This is a genomic window from Mycobacterium celatum (genome assembly GCF_002101595.1).
Classification (GTDB): domain Bacteria; phylum Actinomycetota; class Actinomycetes; order Mycobacteriales; family Mycobacteriaceae; genus Mycobacterium; species Mycobacterium celatum.
The window spans coordinates 176,635-193,910 of the sequence record NZ_LQOM01000046.1 but is presented as its reverse complement, the minus strand read 5'-3'; the positions used below and the strand labels follow the sequence as shown (position 1 = coordinate 193,910).

Here is a 17,276-nt window from a genome sequence, read left to right as displayed (position 1 = left end):
CCGTCAACCGCGACCCGCCCTGCCGAACGTGGAGTTGTTGCACGCGAATCACGAAAAACCGTGCAACAAATCCACTTTCGGCGGCAATTACGGCTTGATCCGGATCTGTCCGGGCGACCACCATCCGGTGCGGGTCGCGGTGCCCAAGTCCAGCTGCGCCGGCTCGGCGTTGACGATCGTGTCGAACTTGCGCAGCGATCCCCAGTCGCGGGCCCAGTCTCGCGACAGGTAGGTGGCCATCACGTGCGCACGCAGCAGCACGTCGGTGATGCCCAGCAATCCGCCGTTGACGCCGTCCTCCCAAGTGTCGGTGTCCTGCTTTTTCGCCGTGTAGTCCGGGGTGATGCGGAACCTAGGGATCTCGGTGACACCGTGGGCGTGCAGCATCGGCTGCTGGCACGGGAAGGCCAGCCCCACCGCCCAGTCCATCAGCACCGGCTGCGACGAGCCGACGTACTCCTGTAGCGAGCGCAGCTCCGGCACCCGCGGCGGGGTCACTGCGATCCAGTCCTCCGGGGTTAGCGACAGATCCTCGGCGACAACCCGGACTGCCACCGCGTCGGCGGGCATCTTGTCGCGGGCGAACCGCAGGTTGCGCCATGCCTTGGGCTGTTCGCCGTACAGGTCGTCGGGCACCAGCCGCCCGGCCGGCGTCAGGTCGGCGCGGGCGTATTCCAGTACCACGGTCTGCCCGTTGGTGTGCCCGTGCAGCACGCTGTTGCCGGCGATCTTGCCCGCGGCCGTGACGACCACCAGCGGATGGCCGTCGTCGCGCTTGGGCAGCTGGTACCACGCCGAGGCGAGCCGGCTCTCCTGCTGCGGGCCGGTCGTGTAGCTGCCGGCCACTGGAACTCGGGCGGGGTCGAGGCCGTACGGCAGCGGCACCGTCGAGCCGTTGACGCCCGGCGTCTTGAGCTTGGTCGGGGCGTCCCAGTCGTAGTCGACGCCGGGCTGGGGCGGCGATGCCATTCGGATCGCCTCGGCCACAGTGTGTTCCGGTACGCCGTCGGGAGTGAAGCCGACGGGGCTCGGCCCCCCTAATGGACCCAGCGAACCGTAGTCGCCGGGCAGCGCCGCCATGAAGCCCGCGTTGGTATCGGGTTCGACCAGCACGTCGTCGGCCAGGCCACAGCCACCGGTGAACGCCCGCAGATTGGCCCAGCCGTTGGAGTAGGTCGGATATTGGCGCACGATCCCGGCCACCATCGATGCGATGAACACGCACACCATGAAGCCCGCCGCGATCGGCACCGGTGCGACCGTCAGCGCGCGTCCCAGCCGGCCCTCACCGCGGTCACGGGGAGCGAAGTGCAGCCAGGTGGCATACAGTGCGGTCAGCGCGAATAACGCGAAAAAGATTGTGCTGATGGTGATTCCGTCGATCTTCGGCATCGCGCTGTTGAACGGTACGCCGTAGCTGGACACGTACCACCAGCCGTTGGTGGTGGCGAAGCACAACGCCAGCAGGAAAAACACCGCGGCCACGAATGCCATCCGGTTGCGTGACCAGCGCAGCACCTTTGGCGAGACCAGCACGGTGGTTAGTGCCGCCATCGCTGCACCGACGGCAGCGAAGAGGCCGAAGTGGTGCACCCACTTGGTGGGGGTGAACATCAGGAAGAACATCGTGCCGAAGATGACACCCATCAGACGCCACGCCGGTCCGCGGGCCACGCCCGGAACACGCTTGCGGCGCAACATGATAAACAGCGCGGCGAGCAGGCACAGGAAGGTGATCAGAAAGCCGAACCGCCGCGACAGCGATCCGTCGACGGTAGGCAGGATCAGGTAGTAGTAGCGCAGGTTCTCGGTGTACCAGGCCTGGCTGGGCCCGATCGCGCTGCGAATCCTGGTGGCCTCGAACACCGTTGACAGTGTCTGGTCGGCGAACACGACCGGCAGGATCATGAAGCCGGCCGCCAGCAGCGGGGCCACCAGTGGCCAGGTGCCGACAAGACGATGCCGTCGCACCAGGATCCGCAGGATCGGGCGACCACCGGCCACCAGCGCGGCCACGGCGATCAGGCCGGTTGGCTGAATCCCGAGCGTGAACGCGGCGGCGACGATCGCCAGCGCCGCGGGCGTCATCCGCCCCGAGTACATCGACCGCTCGATCAGCACGTAGGTGATCAGCGAGCCCACCGCGATGATGCCTTCGGGACGCAGGCCGTTGTTGAACGGCATCCACGCCGCGAGCAGCACCAGGCCCGCGGCCCACAGCGCGGCCTTGCTCGACGCCACCGCCGGTCCCAGCCGGGGCAGCACCTCACGGGAAAGCAGCAACCAGCACAACAGCCCGGCGACCAAGTCCGGCAACCGAATCCAGATGCTCTGGTCGCTGACATGGGTCATCAGCGCCAGCAGGTTGTAGTACCAGCCGAAGGGGTCTTCAGGGCTGCCGAACCAGCGGAAGTAGTTCGACATGTAGCCGGCGTGATCGGCAACGCGGGCCATTCCCAGGATGTAGCCGTCGTCGGAGGAGTTGGCCCCGATCACGTGCCAGAGCAGGAACACGAAGGTCACCGTCGCGTCGGCCAGACTGAAGCCGTGCCAGCGGCCCGGGATCAGCCGGCGCATCCGGCGCCCGTCCATCCGGTCGAGTCGCCACAGCGCAACCAGCGCGACGACCGTCGAGGCGATCGCCAGCACGATCGCGGTCAGCTTTAAAACCGTTGGTCTGGTGGAGAATCGGGTGTCGATGGTCGCCGACAGCCGCAGCCCGGGCGGCGCCGGCCCGGTCAGGTCGGTGAACACTCCGACGATCTGCGGGCGCAGGTTCGGGTCGGGAAAGCCCGACGGCTGCCCTGGTGGCCCGGGCAGCCCGACGAAGGTGGCGAAAGTGCCGGCGTGCGTAGAGGTGATCTCGACGCGCTGACACTGGGCACCGGCCACCAGGGCGCGCGGCGCGCTGGCGATCACCACGTTGCGATCGGTGACGTCGACCCGCTGGCTGGTGACATTGACGAACAACCCGTTGAGCGAAGCGTCCTTGCCCTGCTTGGGCGCGGTGCCCAGCACCAGCCCGCCCTTCGGCGGCAGCGTGCTGACCACCCCGCACGGCACCGTCACCGTCACCGCGACCGGCGTCTGCGAAATCAACGGCGCGGTCACATTTTTGAACTGGCCCTGTTGCGGCCAGTTCAGCGTGGCGGTGGTCTGCACGACGGGCAACAGCGGTGTTGCGACCGACAGCACAAAGCCGATCAGCCCGGCGATCGTCGCCACCCAGCGCGCGACCTGCACGTCACGGTCGGCGGTTTCGGTAACGGCGGGTTCCTGCGTCACGGTCATGGCAATGCTCGAATCGGTCCTTGTCGGCTCCAGCCGTACACGGTGGCGACGCCCTGTTGGATGACGGCGTTCGGCGCCCGATCGGCCGGCACGAAGCGGTGGTAGGACTCCACCGAGCCCCAGTCCCGGTACCAGTCGTCGCGCAGGTAGGTCGGGATGGTCGACGTCCACAGCAGCGCGGTGGTGAACAGGAACGGGCCGCCGTCCTCGGCCGACTGCCACAGGTTCGACGACGCCGCGGTCTGCTTATGGTCGGGCAAAATTCGGTAGTCCGGAAGTTCCGCAACGCCAAGGTGTTCGGCGAACGGCCGCTGGCACGGGAAGTTCGCGGCGGTCGCGATGTCCATCAGCACCGGAGCCTGCGAGCCGATCAGCTGCTGCAGGGTTTGCAGCACCGGAACCCGCGGCGGCGTGAACGCGAACCACTGCTCGGAGCTCAGGTTGGGGTCGTAGGCGACGATGCGTGCGGCGTTCGCCTGGGGCGGCGCCGTCGTCAATGGGAACCGCAGGTTGCGCCACGCCGGCTGCGGACCGAGATCGATCGGATAGACCTGGCCGAGGGGTTGCGTTGAGCCATCAGGGTTTCGAACGCCCCACTCCAGCTTCAGCTGCTGCCCGTAGGAGAAGTCGCCGTCCTCCTTGTAAGACCAGATCGCGCCGGCGGCGGAGACGACCACCAGCGGCCGGTCGGGGGTGCGCGGCGGCAGCTGGTACCACGCCGACGTGGCGGTGGCGGCCAGGCTGTTCTCGCCGTAGCTGCCCATCACCGGGGTGCGCGCCGGGTCCAGGCCGAACGGCAGCGCCGCTTTGGAGCCGTTGACACCGACCGCGCCGTAGCCGCCGGCGGTGCCCGCCGAGTCGCTGATCGCGGCGTTGGGCTTGTTGGGCGAGGCGTCGGAGTTGACCAGGCCCGGCTTGGACACCACCGGATCCGACTGCAGGTCCTTGCCGACGCCGTTGGGGCTGAAGCCGACGGGGTTCACGCCGCCCAGCGGTCCCGCCGGTCCGTATTGCTGCCCCGGAAAGGGTTGCAGCAGGCCGGCATTGGTGTCCGGCTCGGCCAGCACGTCGTCGGCCATGGCGCAACTGGTGTCGGACAGACCGGTCTTCAGCGCGGCGAGGTTGGCCTTGGCGGTGGTGTACATCGGGTAGCGGACGGCGGCGGCCTTGGCCATCGAGCCCACTTCGGCCAGCACCATGATCGCCGCCACCACCAACAGCGGGGTGGACGCCAGGATGCGGTTGCGGCGGGTGGCTTTGATCTCGGTGTGCCCGGCGTAGTCCATCCGGAAATGCTGCCAGGCGGCCAGCAGTCCGGTGGCGATCGAGGCCGCCAGGAACATCGACGTCACAGGATGACTGGCGATCACCGGCTGGATGTCGAACCACGGCACCCCGTAGTTGCCGACGTAAAACCAGCCGTTGATGCCGGAGGTAGCCCAGGCCAGCACGAACAGCAGCCCGGTGATGTACAGCGTCAGGTTGCGGCGGCTGTGCAGGCCGACCCGGGCGAACGCGAACCCGGTGACCGCGCCCAGCGCGCCGGCCAGCCCGGCGAACGTGCCGAACTGCACCGCCCACTTCGTCGGCGTGAACGTCAGCAGCAACAGGCCTGCCGCGGTGGTGCCGATCAGCCGCCACACCGCCCCGCTGGCCAGACCCGCCACCCGGCCGCGCCGCAGCAGCACGACCAGGGCGCCGAACAGGCAGAAGAACAGCACCAGCCACGCGAAGCGCCGGGTCATCGAGCCGTCGGCGTTGCTCTCCACCGTGACGAAGTAGTAGCGCAGCCACTCCTGGTACCACGCGATCGTCGGGCCGACCTTGTACTTGATGCGCGCCGACTCGCCGACCGTGGCCAGCGTCTGTGACCGGAACACCACGACGGTGATCAGCGACAGCGATGCCGCCAGCACCGCGAGGGGCGCCAGGAGCCCGTCGGCCGGTCGGCGCGCGGCGATGATCCGGGCGATCGCCCGGGACCCGGTCAGCAGCGCGGCCACCGCGATCAGCCCCTGCGGCGCCAGCGTCGCGGTCAGCATCGCCACGATGATCGCCACCGCCGCGGGGACCAGCCGCCGGCTGGCGATTGCGCTTTCCACCAGCGCCCAGGTGGCGATCACGCCCAGCGCGATCAGCGGCTCGGGTCGCAGACCGTTGTTGAACGGCAGCCAGGCGGCCAGGAACACCGCGCCCGCGGTCCACACCGCCACCCGATTGGATGCCAGGCCGCCCTTGCCGGGGCCCAGTCGCCGCAGCACATAGCGGCTGATGATCAGCCAGCAGACGATCCCGGCCAGGGTGGCCGGCAGCCGCATCCACACCCCCGCGGTGCTCACCGTGGCCAGGTGCGCCAACACCGCCGGATACCAGTCGAACGGCGCCTCGGTGGTCCCGAAGAACCGGTAGTAGTTGGCGATGTAGCCGGCCTGCCTGGAGACCCGCGCGATGGTCAGGTTGTAGCCGTCGTCCGAGGAGGTGGCGCCGATGACGTGCCACAGCAGCAGGGTGCCGACGACACCGATGTCGGCGAACCACGTGGCGATTCCCGCCCGCCAGATGTGCCGCCAGTTGCGAGGCGCGCGACGCCCGGATTGCCGGTCCAAAGTCCCGAGCGCGACGAGCGCGGTCAGGACCGACAGCGCGCCCAGGCCCATCACGGCCTTCTTCAGCATGGTCGGGGCGGTGATGAACCGGGTGTCGATGTCGACGCGGACCGACAGCCCCGGTTGGGCGGGCACCTTGAGATCGGTGAAGACGCCGCCAACCTGAGGCTTCTTCTCCGGCGCGAGTTTGCCAGCCGCGCCGGGGATCCCGACGAAATCCGCGGCCGCACCGCCTGCGTCGGCCCAGATGTGCAGCACACTGCAGGCGCCGGCGGCGATTGCGGGGCGCGGCGCGACCGCGGCCACCGTGTCACGGAACGCGACGACGACGCTGTCTTTGTTAGCGCGGACGAACAGCCCGTTCTTGCCGGTCTCGAAACCGTCGGAGGGCAGCGTCGAGAGAACCAGGCCGCCGCCGGCGGGAAGAGTGGCGATCGCCTGGCAGGGGATGGAGATGTCCAACGCCCGCGGCGCGCCCGACACCAGCGGCGCGGTGATGTCGGTGACGTGGCCGTCTTTGCTGCCCTGCGGCCAGAGGACCGTCGCGGTGGTCTGTTTGACCGGAAGCAGCGGCACCACGCCGCACAGCAGTACCCCGGCGATTCCCGCGACGACGGCGATCAGCCGCGCGATTCGCTGCGTCGATCGCTCATCGTCGTCGTGGGGCACGAGGGTCGATCGTAGGCGACCGTCCTGCGACGATGCTCGCCGCCGCGCGGCGCGCTGAGGACCCGGACAAATAGGACGGTGCTATGGCTGCTGACGATGCTGCCCGGAACGGCGGATCACCGGCGATAAACTCCGACCGTGACCGACCCGCACACGAGTCATGTTTCGCCGGCCGACCAAGAAAGCGACCGAGCCAGGCAAAACAAAATACTGCGAAGGCTTGCTCTTTCTTTGTCGGGCGGCACTGCGGTGTTCTGTGCGGGAGCAGCAATTGTTGCTGTGGTACATGGCCGCTATTTGCTGACAGCCTTGCTGGTCGGTGCGACGACGTTGTGCGTCATCCCGTTCGTTCAGTGGCTGTACATCGCGAGGTTTGCGCCACGCGCTATGGCGGACTCGTCCGGTACAACGCTGCGTCTCGATCGGCGTCTCGACGTGCTTAGTGCGGTCCTGATGCTCGACGCGGCCGTGGTCTTGGGATCCTGGGCAGTCCTCGGACACCTGCACATAGTGACTGTGCCTTTTCCTGAAGAACTCCATCGCGATTACTTGATCATGTTCGGTGGCCCCGCGTTGGTATGCGCCGTTTTGGTGTGGCTGATGATCAAACGCCGGGGCGGGGGCTATGTACGACTGACCCCGCAGGGATTTGTTTTCGCGGAAGGCCTCGTTGCCAAGAGAGGTACGTGGTCCGACGTCACCGCAGTCACCGACGTGGCTCCGAAGCGTTCCTATGGTTGGGGTCCGTTCAAGCTCACTTTCTCGCATGCTTACGCGTTGTGCCCCATCACCATCGCGATGGCTAACGGGAAACTGATGACCGTGAAGCAGGCGGGCCTTTACGCGACCGATGGCGATGCGCTGAGAGAGGTGGTGCGGTTCTATTGGCAGCACCCCGGTTACCGGGTCGAGCTGACGGACGGCCGAGCATTACAGCGATTGCGGGATGCGCAGTTCGAGGCTTGACTGACTGGCATTTCGTGTGAGGCAACCCATCCGAGGATTGGTAGCCTGAGCGATAGTTGCGCTAGCCAGGTGCTTCGGCGAGGGGATTTTGCGTGGGCGACCTCAGGGACATCTACGAGAGTTTCAACTTTTGGAAGGGTCTTGCCTACGACCACCCAAAAGGCGTCGAGAAGGACACCGCGTGGTCGCTGACAGGAATCGGTGCTGACTTTGTCGGTTTCACCCACACCTTGGGGACGCAACTCGGCAAAAAGCTGGGCGCGACCATCCCCGAAGCCGCAGAACTGCCCGTGATCGAAAACGGGCTGCTGGCAATGATGGCCATGGCCAACATGCTCGGATTTGGAGACCCGGAAACGGGAAACGGATTTGCGAAGGGCGCTAACGCATTCAATCGGATCGGCGAAACGCTGGGATCTACCCACCCGCCGGACAGCTGGGAGGGGTCCGCGTCGGAAACATACGGCGAGCGAAACAAAGAGCAGCAGCAGCGCGCGGCCGAGATGGCGGAAAATGACAAGACGGTGAAAGAAGTCCTGCACCGCGAGTCCGAGCAGGTCGAGAAGACAAGGGAAACAATCGACCACAACTCGACCGTCCTCACGCTGTCCATCATCCCGGCATTGACCGCGATGCTTTGGAATATCCCGCCGGGCAGCGGCGAAGCAGTCTCGCTCGGCATCCAAGTCGCTGCCGTCGCCGCCACCTTGCCTCCCTGCCTTCAAGCGTTTGAACGCATGACTTCCGACGCCGCGCACAATGCGACGCTGATCCGACGGGCTGGCGCCGGATACGACCGCATCGCGGCCGACGCGCATCCGACCGGCGCCCAGTAGCCCACCGCAGAAAGGAATTACGCATGGGCGGCGAATTACAGGTAAGTCCCGGCGATTTGCGCAAGTTGTCGACTCAGCATCGCCAGGTCGCCAGCGATGTCGCCGCAGCCGATATGGCGACCCGGGGCACCGGCGTGAATGTCGGCAGCTCACACGGCTTGGTGTGCTCGTTGACCGCTGCGGCGGTATTGGCCGCTGAACAGTCCCGCACCAAGGCGGCTAAGGGCATGCAAGCGGTGTCGCATGACCTTGCCGGGAAACTGGATTCAGCCGCTGCCCAGTACGAGGCCACCGACCGGCAAGAAGGCGGCCACCTCGACGGGCAGATGCATCCGGGCTAATGCCAAGCGCGTCATCACTTCTTGCTGGGAATGACGATGACGACGATGAGCGTGATGATGCTGAAGAACAGACCCAGGATGCCCCAGCCGAACGGGTTGCGTCCCTTCATGCCGGCAATCAGCCCGCACACGATCGCGGCGATGATGCTTCCGATGGCAACGAATATCCCCTTGATACCCCGCAAAATGAGGCCCGCGGCTTGAGGGTCTGCCTGGGCGGCGAGAATCAGCGAATGCAACATTGCGAACCTTCTTTCAGGGTGATCAGCCGTGCGGCGCCTCGGAGACCTTGCTGTCTTGCTTGCCGACTGTTTGACAATAGGTCGTCACGGACAGGCGAGTCGTCGAGATCTGGAGTTCGCTGGGCTGCGACCCGTTCTTGTCCTTGAGCATCTTGCTGATCTCTTCGTCTCGCTTTTTCTCGTCCTGGCTGGTGAAGTCCTTGCACTTGGTGTCGCCGCCGGTGTTCACAACTTCTGAGGCTGAGCATCCGCTGAACAGCAACATGGTGACCGCGATCGCCGCGCATGCAATAGGTTTCATCGTTGACCTTCCTGTGGTTGGTGTTGATCGAAAGCACCTGTGGGGATTTGAGCGGCTTGCAGCACGACCATCGCCCGGGACTGCAACGGCACAACCGTGCCGCATTCGCGCGGATTGTCGTCGTCGAGATCGGCCGTCGCAGTGTCGAGCACTACCTGCCACGCCGGGCTGAATTCCCGTGCAGGCAGCACGAAATCGATCGGCTCATGGTGGGCGTTGAAGCACAGGAAGAACGAGTCGTCACTCACCCGCTCACCGCGAGCATCGCGGTCGGGAATTCCTACGCCATTGAGGTACACGGCGATCGCCTTGCCGAAACCGGCGTCCCAGTCGTCGTCGCCCATCTCCGATCCGTCTGGCTTGAACCAGGAAATGTCCGGCAGGCCCGGTGCGCCGCGCCGGCGCACCGGCCGTCCGTCGAAGAAGCGGCGGCGGCGAAAGACCGGATGCGCGGCACGAAGCGCCGACACCGTCGCCGTGAAGTCGATGAGTTCAGCGTCGGCCTTGTCCCACTGAATCCATGTCGTCTCGTTGTCCTGGCAGAAACCGTTGTTGTTGCCGCCTTGCGAGCGGCCCAGTTCATCGCCGTGGCAGATCATCGGAACGCCTTGCGACAACAGTAGCGTGGCCAGGAAATTACGTTGCTGACGCGACCGCAGCGCGTTGATGTCGGAGTCGTCCGTCGGTCCCTCCACCCCGCAGTTCCACGATCTGTTGTGAGATTCGCCGTCCTGGTTGTTCTCGCCGTTGGCCTCGTTGTGTTTTTCGTTGTACGACACCAGGTCTCGTAGCGTGAACCCGTCATGGGCGGTGACGAAGTTGATCGACGCCACCGGCCGGCGCGCGGTTCGTTCGTACAGATCCGCCGAGCCGGTCAGCCGCGAGGCGTATTCACCCAGGGTGGCCGGTTCCCCGCGCCAGTAGTCGCGCACGGTATCGCGATACTTGCCGTTCCACTCGGTCCACTGCGGCGGGAAGTTGCCGACTTGGTAGCCGCCGGGGCCGACGTCCCACGGTTCGGCGATCAGCTTGACCTGGCTGACGGTCGGATCTTGTTGCACCAGCTCGAAAAAGGTGGACAGCCGGTCGACGTCGTAGAACTCGCGGGCTAGCGTCGAGGCCAGATCGAAGCGGAACCCGTCGACGTGCATCTCGGTTATCCAGTACCGCAACGAGTCCATGATCAGTTGCAGGCAGTGTGGGTGGCGGACGTTGAGGCTGTTGCCGCAGCCGGTGTAGTCCATGTAGTAACGCGGATCGTCGTCCACCAGGCGGTAGTAGGCGGCGTTGTCGATCCCGCGCATACAGATCGTGGGCCCCAGGTGATTGCCCTCGGCGGTGTGGTTGTAGACCACGTCCAGGATGACCTCGATGCCGGCTTCATGCAGCGTGCGCACCATGGTCTTGAACTCGTTCACCTGACTGCCGGGGCTGCTGCCCGAGCCGTACTTGAAGTCGGGGGCGAAGAACCCAATGCTGTTGTAGCCCCAGTAGTTCGACAATCCCTTGTCGAGCAGCGTGGAATCGTTGGCGAAGTGGTGCACCGGCATCAGCTCGATCGCGGTGATGCCTAATTTCTGCAGGTGCTCGGTGATCACCGGATGGGCGATGCCGGCGTATGTTCCGCGAAGCGGCGCCGGGATGTCGGGATGGCTTTGGGTCAAGCCCTTGACGTGTGCCTCGTAAATGACGGTATCCGCGTAGGCGTGGCGGGGCGGACGGTCGGCGTCCCAGTCGAAAAATGGGTTGATCACTACCGATTTCGGCATGTGCGCCGCCGAGTCCTCGTCGTTGCGGCTGTCCGGATCGCCAAAGGTGTAACCGAACAGCGACTGATCCCACTCGAAGTTGCCGTCGATCGCGCGGGCGTAGGGATCCAGCAACAACTTGTTCGGATTGCACCGGTGGCCTGCCGCCGGATCGTAGGGACCGTGCACCCGGTATCCGTACCGCTGGCCGGGCGCAACGTCCGGCAGAAAGGCATGCCATACGAAGCCGTCGACTTCGGTCAGTGCCACCCTGGTCTCTTCGCCGTCGTCGGCGAAAAGACACAGCTCCACACCTTCTGCTACCTCACTGAAGATCGCGAAGTTGGTGCCCGAGCCGTCATACGTCGCACCCAGCGGGTAGGCCTCCCCGGGCCAGCGCCGCACCGCCGGGTCGACTGCCGAGCTGGTCATTTCGCTCATCGATAAATCCCGACTCTCCCTAGCGTCGCCACAACAGCCGGGACCGAATACCCCGCTGGGACGTCCGCAAACCGGCTAGCTACCGAACTTTGTCGGTGAGCTGCGACATTGCCGCCTCGAGCGTTGTCTCGACGGGCAGCAACTCATCCAGTCCGCAGGCAGCAACCGCGCGCGTGGTTTCCGGCCGATCGCTGACCAGGTACAAGCGCACCCGCGGTGTTTAGACCGCTCCGCCTCGTGAGCCAACATGGCGTAGGCGCCGGCGCCAATGAAGTCGAGGTCGCAGACGTCGACCATCAGTGGCCCCGGCGCGACGGCGCAGGCCGCCATGTTGGTCAGCAGGTGCTGCCACTCTGTTTCATTGCTGGCGTCCACTTCGCCGCCGACGCAGACGGTTACAGCCGAGCCGTGCGCTCGGCGGTCGCTCGCAACCTGCGTGGTGTACGACGAGAACTCTCAGTATCGGAGCCCATGGTGCCTTCTTGGTAGTGCGGGTCATGAACAATGCCCGTCCTACACATCTGAAGACAGGACCAAGGTTTCGTGCTGGCTGAGGTCCGGATAACCACCGACAGTTTAGAGGGTCGGATCGCTGCAAGGGCAACGGTTCCGGTTCAGGTCTTGCGCAGGGGGGCGGGACTCCACAGCCCGCTGCGGGTGGCCGTGCCCAAGTCGAGGCGGGCCGGCGTCGCATCCGGGTAGTACGGAGTCAACTGCTGCAGTGTGCCCCAGTCGCGGAACCAGTCGTCCTTCAGATAGGTCGACACGGTGGTGGCGCGGTCCAGCAGCTCGGTGACACCCAGCGGCCCACCGCCGTTGTTGTCCATCACCGGAGAGTTGGCCTCGGCGCCGAACCGGTCCGGCAGGATCCGCCACTTGGGCGCCTCGATGACGCCGTTTTGATGACCGAACGGCCGCTGGCAGGGAAACGCCAGACCGACCAGCCAGTCCAGCAGCACCGGATCGGTTGAGCCGACCACCTGCTGCAGCGTGCGCAGCCGCGGAATCCGGGGCGGCGTCACCGCAATCCAATGCTGCGGTGCCAGGTCGTCGTCGGTGGCCACCACCCGCACCTGGGTGGCGCTGTCCGGGAGCGCCGCCAACGGCGCCCGCAGGTTGCGCCATGCCGGCGCGGCCCCGACATCGGCGAATCCCGTTGAGCCGGCCGGTTTTCCGTCATCGCCGGCCCATTGCACCTGCACCTCGCCGGGGTCGAACCGGCCCGCCGCCGACACCACCAGCAGCGGCCCGACCTCATTCCGCGGCGGCAGCCGATACCAGGCCGAGCGCAGCAGCGCCGGCACCTGTACGCCGGAGCGCCAGCTGCCCAGCACCGGGGTGCGCGCCGGGTCGAGGTTGTACGGCAGTCGTGCCCGCGACCCGTTGATCCCCGGCGCGGCGGTGGTCCCGCCTTCGGTGCCGGCCTCGCTGCTGGTGACCATGCCGTCGTCGCTCACGAAACTGCGGTCGCCGGGTCGTTCCATCACCGGATCGGCGGACACGTCGGCGGGAATGCCGTTGGGGTCGAAGCCTTCGGCGAAGGCCGCGCCCAGCGAGTCCTTGAGCGCCACCCCGACCGGCGTGAGCATGCCGGCGTTCGGATCCTGCTCGACGAGCACGTCGTCGGCCATCCCGCAGGTCTTGCCTGTCAGCGCTTGCAGATTGGAGCGGCCCACCGACCATGCCGGGTATTGGTCGGTCATCCCGAGTGTCAGCGACAAGACCTCGAAGAGGACCAAGAACCAGGCGGCAATCCCCAACGGCGACTGCATAATTCGGGGCAGACGGCGCTCAGACGACTCGCTGTTGTTGACGAAGTGGAACCAGGCGGCCAGCAGCAGCACCACTACCGTCAGCCCGAGCAGCACGGTGGTGAAGCCAAAGTGCCACTCCGGGAAAGCATTCGACCATGGCACGCCGAAATTCGAGACGTACCACCAGCCGTTGACGCTGGCGAACGACAGCGCCACCACGAAGAGCACCAGCGCGGCGAACATGGTGCGGTTGCGTCGCGAGCGCATGGCCGCCGCGGTTACCGCGACGGCAGCCAGCGCTCCCAGCGAGCCGGCCAGCCCGGCGAACACGCCGAAGTGGTGCGTCCACTTGGTGGGGGTGAACATCATCGCGATGAACGAGATGATCGTGATCCCGATGATGCGACGGCTGGGCCCTGCGGCGGTGCCCGGAATCCTGCCCTTGCGCAACGACATTGCCACCGACACCGTCAGCGCGACCAGCAGCGCCAGCACCGCGAAGCGACGGGCCACCGATCCGTCGGGGCTGGCCATGAACAGCCGCTCGTAGCGGATGTGCTCGTCGAACCAGGAGAGGCTGGGCCCGACGGCGGATTTGAGCATGTTGGCCTGGATCTCGCCGGCGAATGTCTGGTCCCGGAAGATCAGGATCACGGTGACGCTGACCGCCGCCAGGATCGGCGCGACCAGCGGCAGCACGCCGAAGCGTTTGGTGCGGCGGTGCAAGATCGTGCGCAGCGGCCCGATGGCCACCAGCAGCGCGCCGATCGACGCGATGCCCGTCGGCCCGGAGAACAGGGTCAGCGCGCCGATGATGCAGGCGACTGCCACCGGCAGCAGCCGGCTGGTGGCCACCGCCCGCTCCACCGAACACCAGGTCAGCAGGATGCCCAGCGCGATGATCGGCTCGGGCCGCAGCCCGTTGTTCAGCGGCAGCCAGAACGCGAGGAACACGCCGGCCGCCGTCCACGCCGCGGCGCGGCTGTGCTTGACGGCATCACCGAGCCGGGGGATCACTTCGCGGCTGATCACCCACCAGCAGGCCAGCGCCATCAGCAAGGTGGGCAGCCGCATCCAGATGCTGGCGGTGGTGACGTGCGCCCACAGCGCCAGCAGGTCGTAGTACCAGCCGAACGGCGCCTCGGGAGTGCCGAACCAGCGGTAGTAGTTGGCCATGTAGCCGGCATGCTCGGACACCCGGGCCATGGTCAGGATGTAGCCGTCGTCGGCGGTGTTGGCCCCGACGAAATGCCACCACACCAGCACCGCGGTGACCAGGGCGTCGAGCCCGCTGATCGACCACCAGCGCGGCGGCAGGAAGCGGCGGTGCCGGGTGGAGTCGGAGGTGTCCAGGATGTGCAGCGCCACCAGCGCGGCGATCGTCAGGGCGACCCCGAGGATCATCGCGCCCAGCTTGAGCGGTGTCGGGGCGCTGCTGTAGCGGGTGTCGATTGTCGCCGACAGTTGCAGGCCTGGCGGCGCCGGGCCGGACAGGTCGGTGAAGACGCCGACGATTTGCGGCCGGAAGTCGTAGCCGCCGCGTTCGCCGCGCAGCGGCTCGCCGGGATGTTCGGCGTTGGGGCCTTGGCGTAGCCCGACGAATTCGCCGGTGACCTTGTCGGCGTGCGCGGTGAAGGTCAGCTTCTGGCAGGCCGGGCTGAGCACCTGGCTCAGCGGCGCCACCACCACCGGTGTGTTGCGGACGATGACCAACAGATCGTCGTTGACCCGCTCGATCAACAGCCCGCGGTCGACGGCTTTCGGGGCCTGCTTGGGCACCGTGGACAACAGCACCGTCTTGGTCTTGCTCAGCTCGGCGGCGGCCTGGCACGGGACGGTGATGTTGAGATCGGTGGCGACGTAGCCGATCAGCGGCGCTTCGACGCTGGCCAGCACACCGTTTTGCGGCCAGTTCAGTTCGGCGGTGGTCTGTTTGACCGGCAGCAGCGGGGTGGCAATGGCCAGCAATGTCCCGAGCAAACCGGCGACGACGGCGACGACACGGGCGGCCCGATAGTTTGCTCCCACGCCAGTCGATTGGCGCCGCTCTCCCCCGCGAGCGGGCGGTGCCCCCGCCTCATCGCTGCTGCTGTCTATATCGTCGACGGCGCGGCTCACGGGGCTAGATCGTAGTTGCCCGGCCTGGGCGGACTCGTTGGCCATTAGCGCGCGGTCCGGACGGCCAGGACGAACGGGCCGATGTCTTTGACGGTGAACCGCGGGTCGGCGAACAGGGCGGCTTTGAAGTCCACGGTGTAGCGACGGACGTTGGGCTGGTTGGGGTAGACGTCTTCGGCCAGCCGCAATGTGTAGCTGTCGTTGGCGCCGCGGCGCATCAAAAAGACGGTCGGCGGCTGCCACGGCAGGGTGTCCAGGGCATGCGCGAGCTGGTCGGCGGTCTTGAGTTTCGACCAGCTTTTGATTGCCGCGGCCCGCTTGTCGAATTGCGCCAGCGGGTTGGCGTAGTGCGACGTCAAACCCTGAAAACCCCAATACGGGTAGTAGGACAGGAAGCTGTAATCGGCTGTGAGCACGACGGTTTCGTCGCGCGGCCTGCCGGTGAGCTGGGCGATGGTGGCGTCGATGGCGGGATAGTACTTCTCGGCGCTGGGCGGGCGGCGATCGCCGCGGTGGCCGTGGCCGTCGGTGTCGGTGTAGGCGATGGTGATGTCGGGGCGCAGCACGCCGGGGATGTCTTGGCTGAATCCGATCGCGCCGGCCAGCCCGAGGGCAACCGCCACCGGCAGCACGCTGCGGCTGCGCCCGGCCAGCGCGCGGGCGGCTTCGACGAAGCCGAACGCTCCGGCGGCGGCCAGCAACACGGTCAGCGTCGGCTGCAGCCGAAACGACAGCAGCGTAGTGCGGGCCAGGGTGGTGAGCATCGACAGCAGCGACCACAGGTAGACCGCGACGACGCCGATCGCCAGCGCGCCGGCCCGCGTCGACGTGCGGGCTCGCACCACCAGCCACAGCGTGCCCAGCATGCACAGCGCGCCCAGCAGCGTGAACTGCAGCATCGGGAACGTCAGTTCGGCGCCGTCGGCCGGCAGGTAGTGCTGCGCGCTGCCGGTGTTGCTGACCGGGTCGCGGGCGGCGCGCAGCACGAACGGCAACCAGGTGGTCGCCCCGATGGCGGCCGCGATGACGGCGATGACGGCCAGCCTGATCAGCGGGTCGATACGACGCCGGGTTACGGCCAGCAGCACCGCCATCAGCGTCATGGTGAACGCGCTGTAGGCGGACAGCAGCGTGTAGAAGGTCGCGGTGAAGCCGAGGAAGATCCCGGCGCCGATCACCGCCGTCCAGCCGCCGGCTTTGGCAGCGAGCGTGAAGTTAGGTTCACGTTCGTCGTCCAGCGTGAAGTTAGGTTCACGGTCGGCGGGCCGGGCGCCGCCGCCGCGCAACCCCGACCACGTCAGCACCAGCACCGGCGGCAGCAGGACCGTGATCATCGCCGAGTAGGGCTCGGGGGAGCTGTAGGCCAGCGTCACTGCGGCGGTGGCGGCGGTCACGATCACCGCGTATTCGGAGCGGATCATCCGCCACCACAGCACCAGCGCCACGGCGACCGCAATTGTGATCGAGGTGATCGCCCACGGCTTGTACATCTCCCAGGCCGGTGCTCCAATGAGCGCGGCGGCCCGTCCACCGATCCAGAACCAGCCGGGCGGATAGAACGGCGGCAGGCCTTTGTAAGTCATGTCCTGTAGCGCCGCGCTGTCGGTGAGCCGGGTCAGGTATTCGGTGCGGAATTGCTGGTCCACCGAGATGCCGTGCAGGTACAGCTTGGTGGCGCCCAGCGGCATCCCCAGTGTCACCACCGAAAACGCCGAAACGAACACCAGGGCCGCCAGCCGGGCCAGCCAGCGCGCTGTGCCGCGCCGCCACAGCCAACCCGCGCCAACGAGCCCGGCCAGGCAACCGACCTGGCCCACAGTGGTCAGCGCGTGCAGTTGGTTCGACGACGGGTACGCCGGCCAGTTCACGCTGGCGATGGCTCGCAGTGAGACGACCGAGACCACGACGGCCAGCGCAGCGGCGAGCAGCATCTGGCCGATGGTGGCCAGCGCGTTCCGCATGC

Annotated in this window: 10 protein-coding genes; 3 read left to right on the top strand and 7 right to left on the bottom strand. The window is 66.6% G+C overall.

Features of this window, described 5'->3' with window-relative positions; translation table 11 throughout:
* Window positions 1-87 precede the first annotated feature (87 nt).
* Together AWB95_RS20200 and AWB95_RS20195 are read right to left on the bottom strand one after the other, a co-directional pair.
* Window positions 88-3,291, bottom strand: coding sequence for an arabinosyltransferase domain-containing protein (locus AWB95_RS20200; RefSeq protein ID WP_062539468.1), 3,204 nt, complete (start codon window positions 3,289-3,291; stop codon window positions 88-90).
* Window positions 3,288-6,566 (bottom strand): arabinosyltransferase domain-containing protein, encoded by a 3,279-nt coding sequence (locus AWB95_RS20195; RefSeq protein WP_085168556.1) that lies wholly within the window; start codon window positions 6,564-6,566, stop codon window positions 3,288-3,290. The genes AWB95_RS20200 and AWB95_RS20195 overlap by 4 nt, the downstream gene beginning before the upstream one ends.
* Before the next feature lie 138 nt (window positions 6,567-6,704).
* Between AWB95_RS20195 and AWB95_RS20190 the strand changes: the two genes are divergently transcribed.
* The 3 genes from AWB95_RS20190 (at window position 6,705) to AWB95_RS20180 (ending at window position 8,709) form a co-directional block, all read left to right on the top strand.
* Window positions 6,705-7,532, top strand: coding sequence for a hypothetical protein (locus tag AWB95_RS20190; RefSeq protein WP_139818526.1), 828 nt, complete (start codon window positions 6,705-6,707; stop codon window positions 7,530-7,532).
* Between the two features lie 92 nt (window positions 7,533-7,624).
* Complete coding sequence (locus tag AWB95_RS20185) at window positions 7,625-8,368, top strand: EspA/EspE family type VII secretion system effector (protein ID WP_232315567.1); 744 nt, start codon at window positions 7,625-7,627, stop codon at window positions 8,366-8,368.
* 23 nt (window positions 8,369-8,391) lie between these two features.
* Window positions 8,392-8,709: an ESX-1 secretion-associated protein gene (locus tag AWB95_RS20180; protein ID WP_062539122.1), complete on the top strand. Its 318-nt coding sequence runs from the start codon at window positions 8,392-8,394 to the stop codon at window positions 8,707-8,709.
* Window positions 8,710-8,723: 14 nt separating this feature from the next.
* Here the strand turns inward: AWB95_RS20180 and AWB95_RS20175 are convergent, their stop codons facing one another.
* From AWB95_RS20175 to AWB95_RS20155, 5 genes are all read right to left on the bottom strand, one after another.
* The gene (locus AWB95_RS20175; RefSeq protein ID WP_062539121.1) at window positions 8,724-8,951 is read right to left on the bottom strand and encodes a hypothetical protein; all 228 of its coding nucleotides are present in this window, start codon (window positions 8,949-8,951) and stop codon (window positions 8,724-8,726) included.
* Window positions 8,952-8,973: 22 nt separating this feature from the next.
* Complete coding sequence (locus tag AWB95_RS20170; RefSeq protein ID WP_062539120.1) at window positions 8,974-9,252, bottom strand: hypothetical protein; 279 nt, start codon at window positions 9,250-9,252, stop codon at window positions 8,974-8,976.
* Window positions 9,249-11,441, bottom strand: coding sequence for a glycogen debranching protein GlgX (glgX, locus tag AWB95_RS20165; RefSeq protein ID WP_062539119.1), 2,193 nt, complete (start codon window positions 11,439-11,441; stop codon window positions 9,249-9,251). Before glgX ends, AWB95_RS20170 begins: the two co-directional genes overlap by 4 nt.
* A 614-nt stretch (window positions 11,442-12,055) precedes the next feature.
* On the bottom strand, window positions 12,056-15,358 hold the full coding sequence (locus tag AWB95_RS20160) for an arabinosyltransferase domain-containing protein (RefSeq protein ID WP_084706987.1): 3,303 nt from the start codon (window positions 15,356-15,358) through the stop codon (window positions 12,056-12,058).
* Complete coding sequence (locus tag AWB95_RS20155) at window positions 15,358-17,274, bottom strand: galactan 5-O-arabinofuranosyltransferase (protein ID WP_085168555.1); 1,917 nt, start codon at window positions 17,272-17,274, stop codon at window positions 15,358-15,360. Before AWB95_RS20155 ends, AWB95_RS20160 begins: the two co-directional genes overlap by 1 nt.
* Window positions 17,275-17,276 lie beyond the last annotated feature (2 nt).

What these genes read in the sequence shown, in the direction of transcription:
- AWB95_RS20200 (WP_062539468.1), bottom strand. Translation starts at nt 3,291, where the DNA reads ATGACCGTGACGCAGGAACCCGCCGTTACCGAAACCGCCGACCGTGAC.
- AWB95_RS20180 (WP_062539122.1), top strand. Translation starts at nt 8,392, where the DNA reads ATGGGCGGCGAATTACAGGTAAGTCCCGGCGATTTGCGCAAGTTGTCG.
- AWB95_RS20175 (WP_062539121.1), bottom strand. Translation starts at nt 8,951, where the DNA reads ATGTTGCATTCGCTGATTCTCGCCGCCCAGGCAGACCCTCAAGCCGCG.
- AWB95_RS20170 (WP_062539120.1), bottom strand. Translation starts at nt 9,252, where the DNA reads ATGAAACCTATTGCATGCGCGGCGATCGCGGTCACCATGTTGCTGTTC.
- glgX (WP_062539119.1), bottom strand. Translation starts at nt 11,441, where the DNA reads ATGAGCGAAATGACCAGCTCGGCAGTCGACCCGGCGGTGCGGCGCTGG.
- AWB95_RS20160 (WP_084706987.1), bottom strand. Translation starts at nt 15,358, where the DNA reads ATGGCCAACGAGTCCGCCCAGGCCGGGCAACTACGATCTAGCCCCGTG.
- AWB95_RS20155 (WP_085168555.1), bottom strand. Translation starts at nt 17,274, where the DNA reads ATGCGGAACGCGCTGGCCACCATCGGCCAGATGCTGCTCGCCGCTGCG.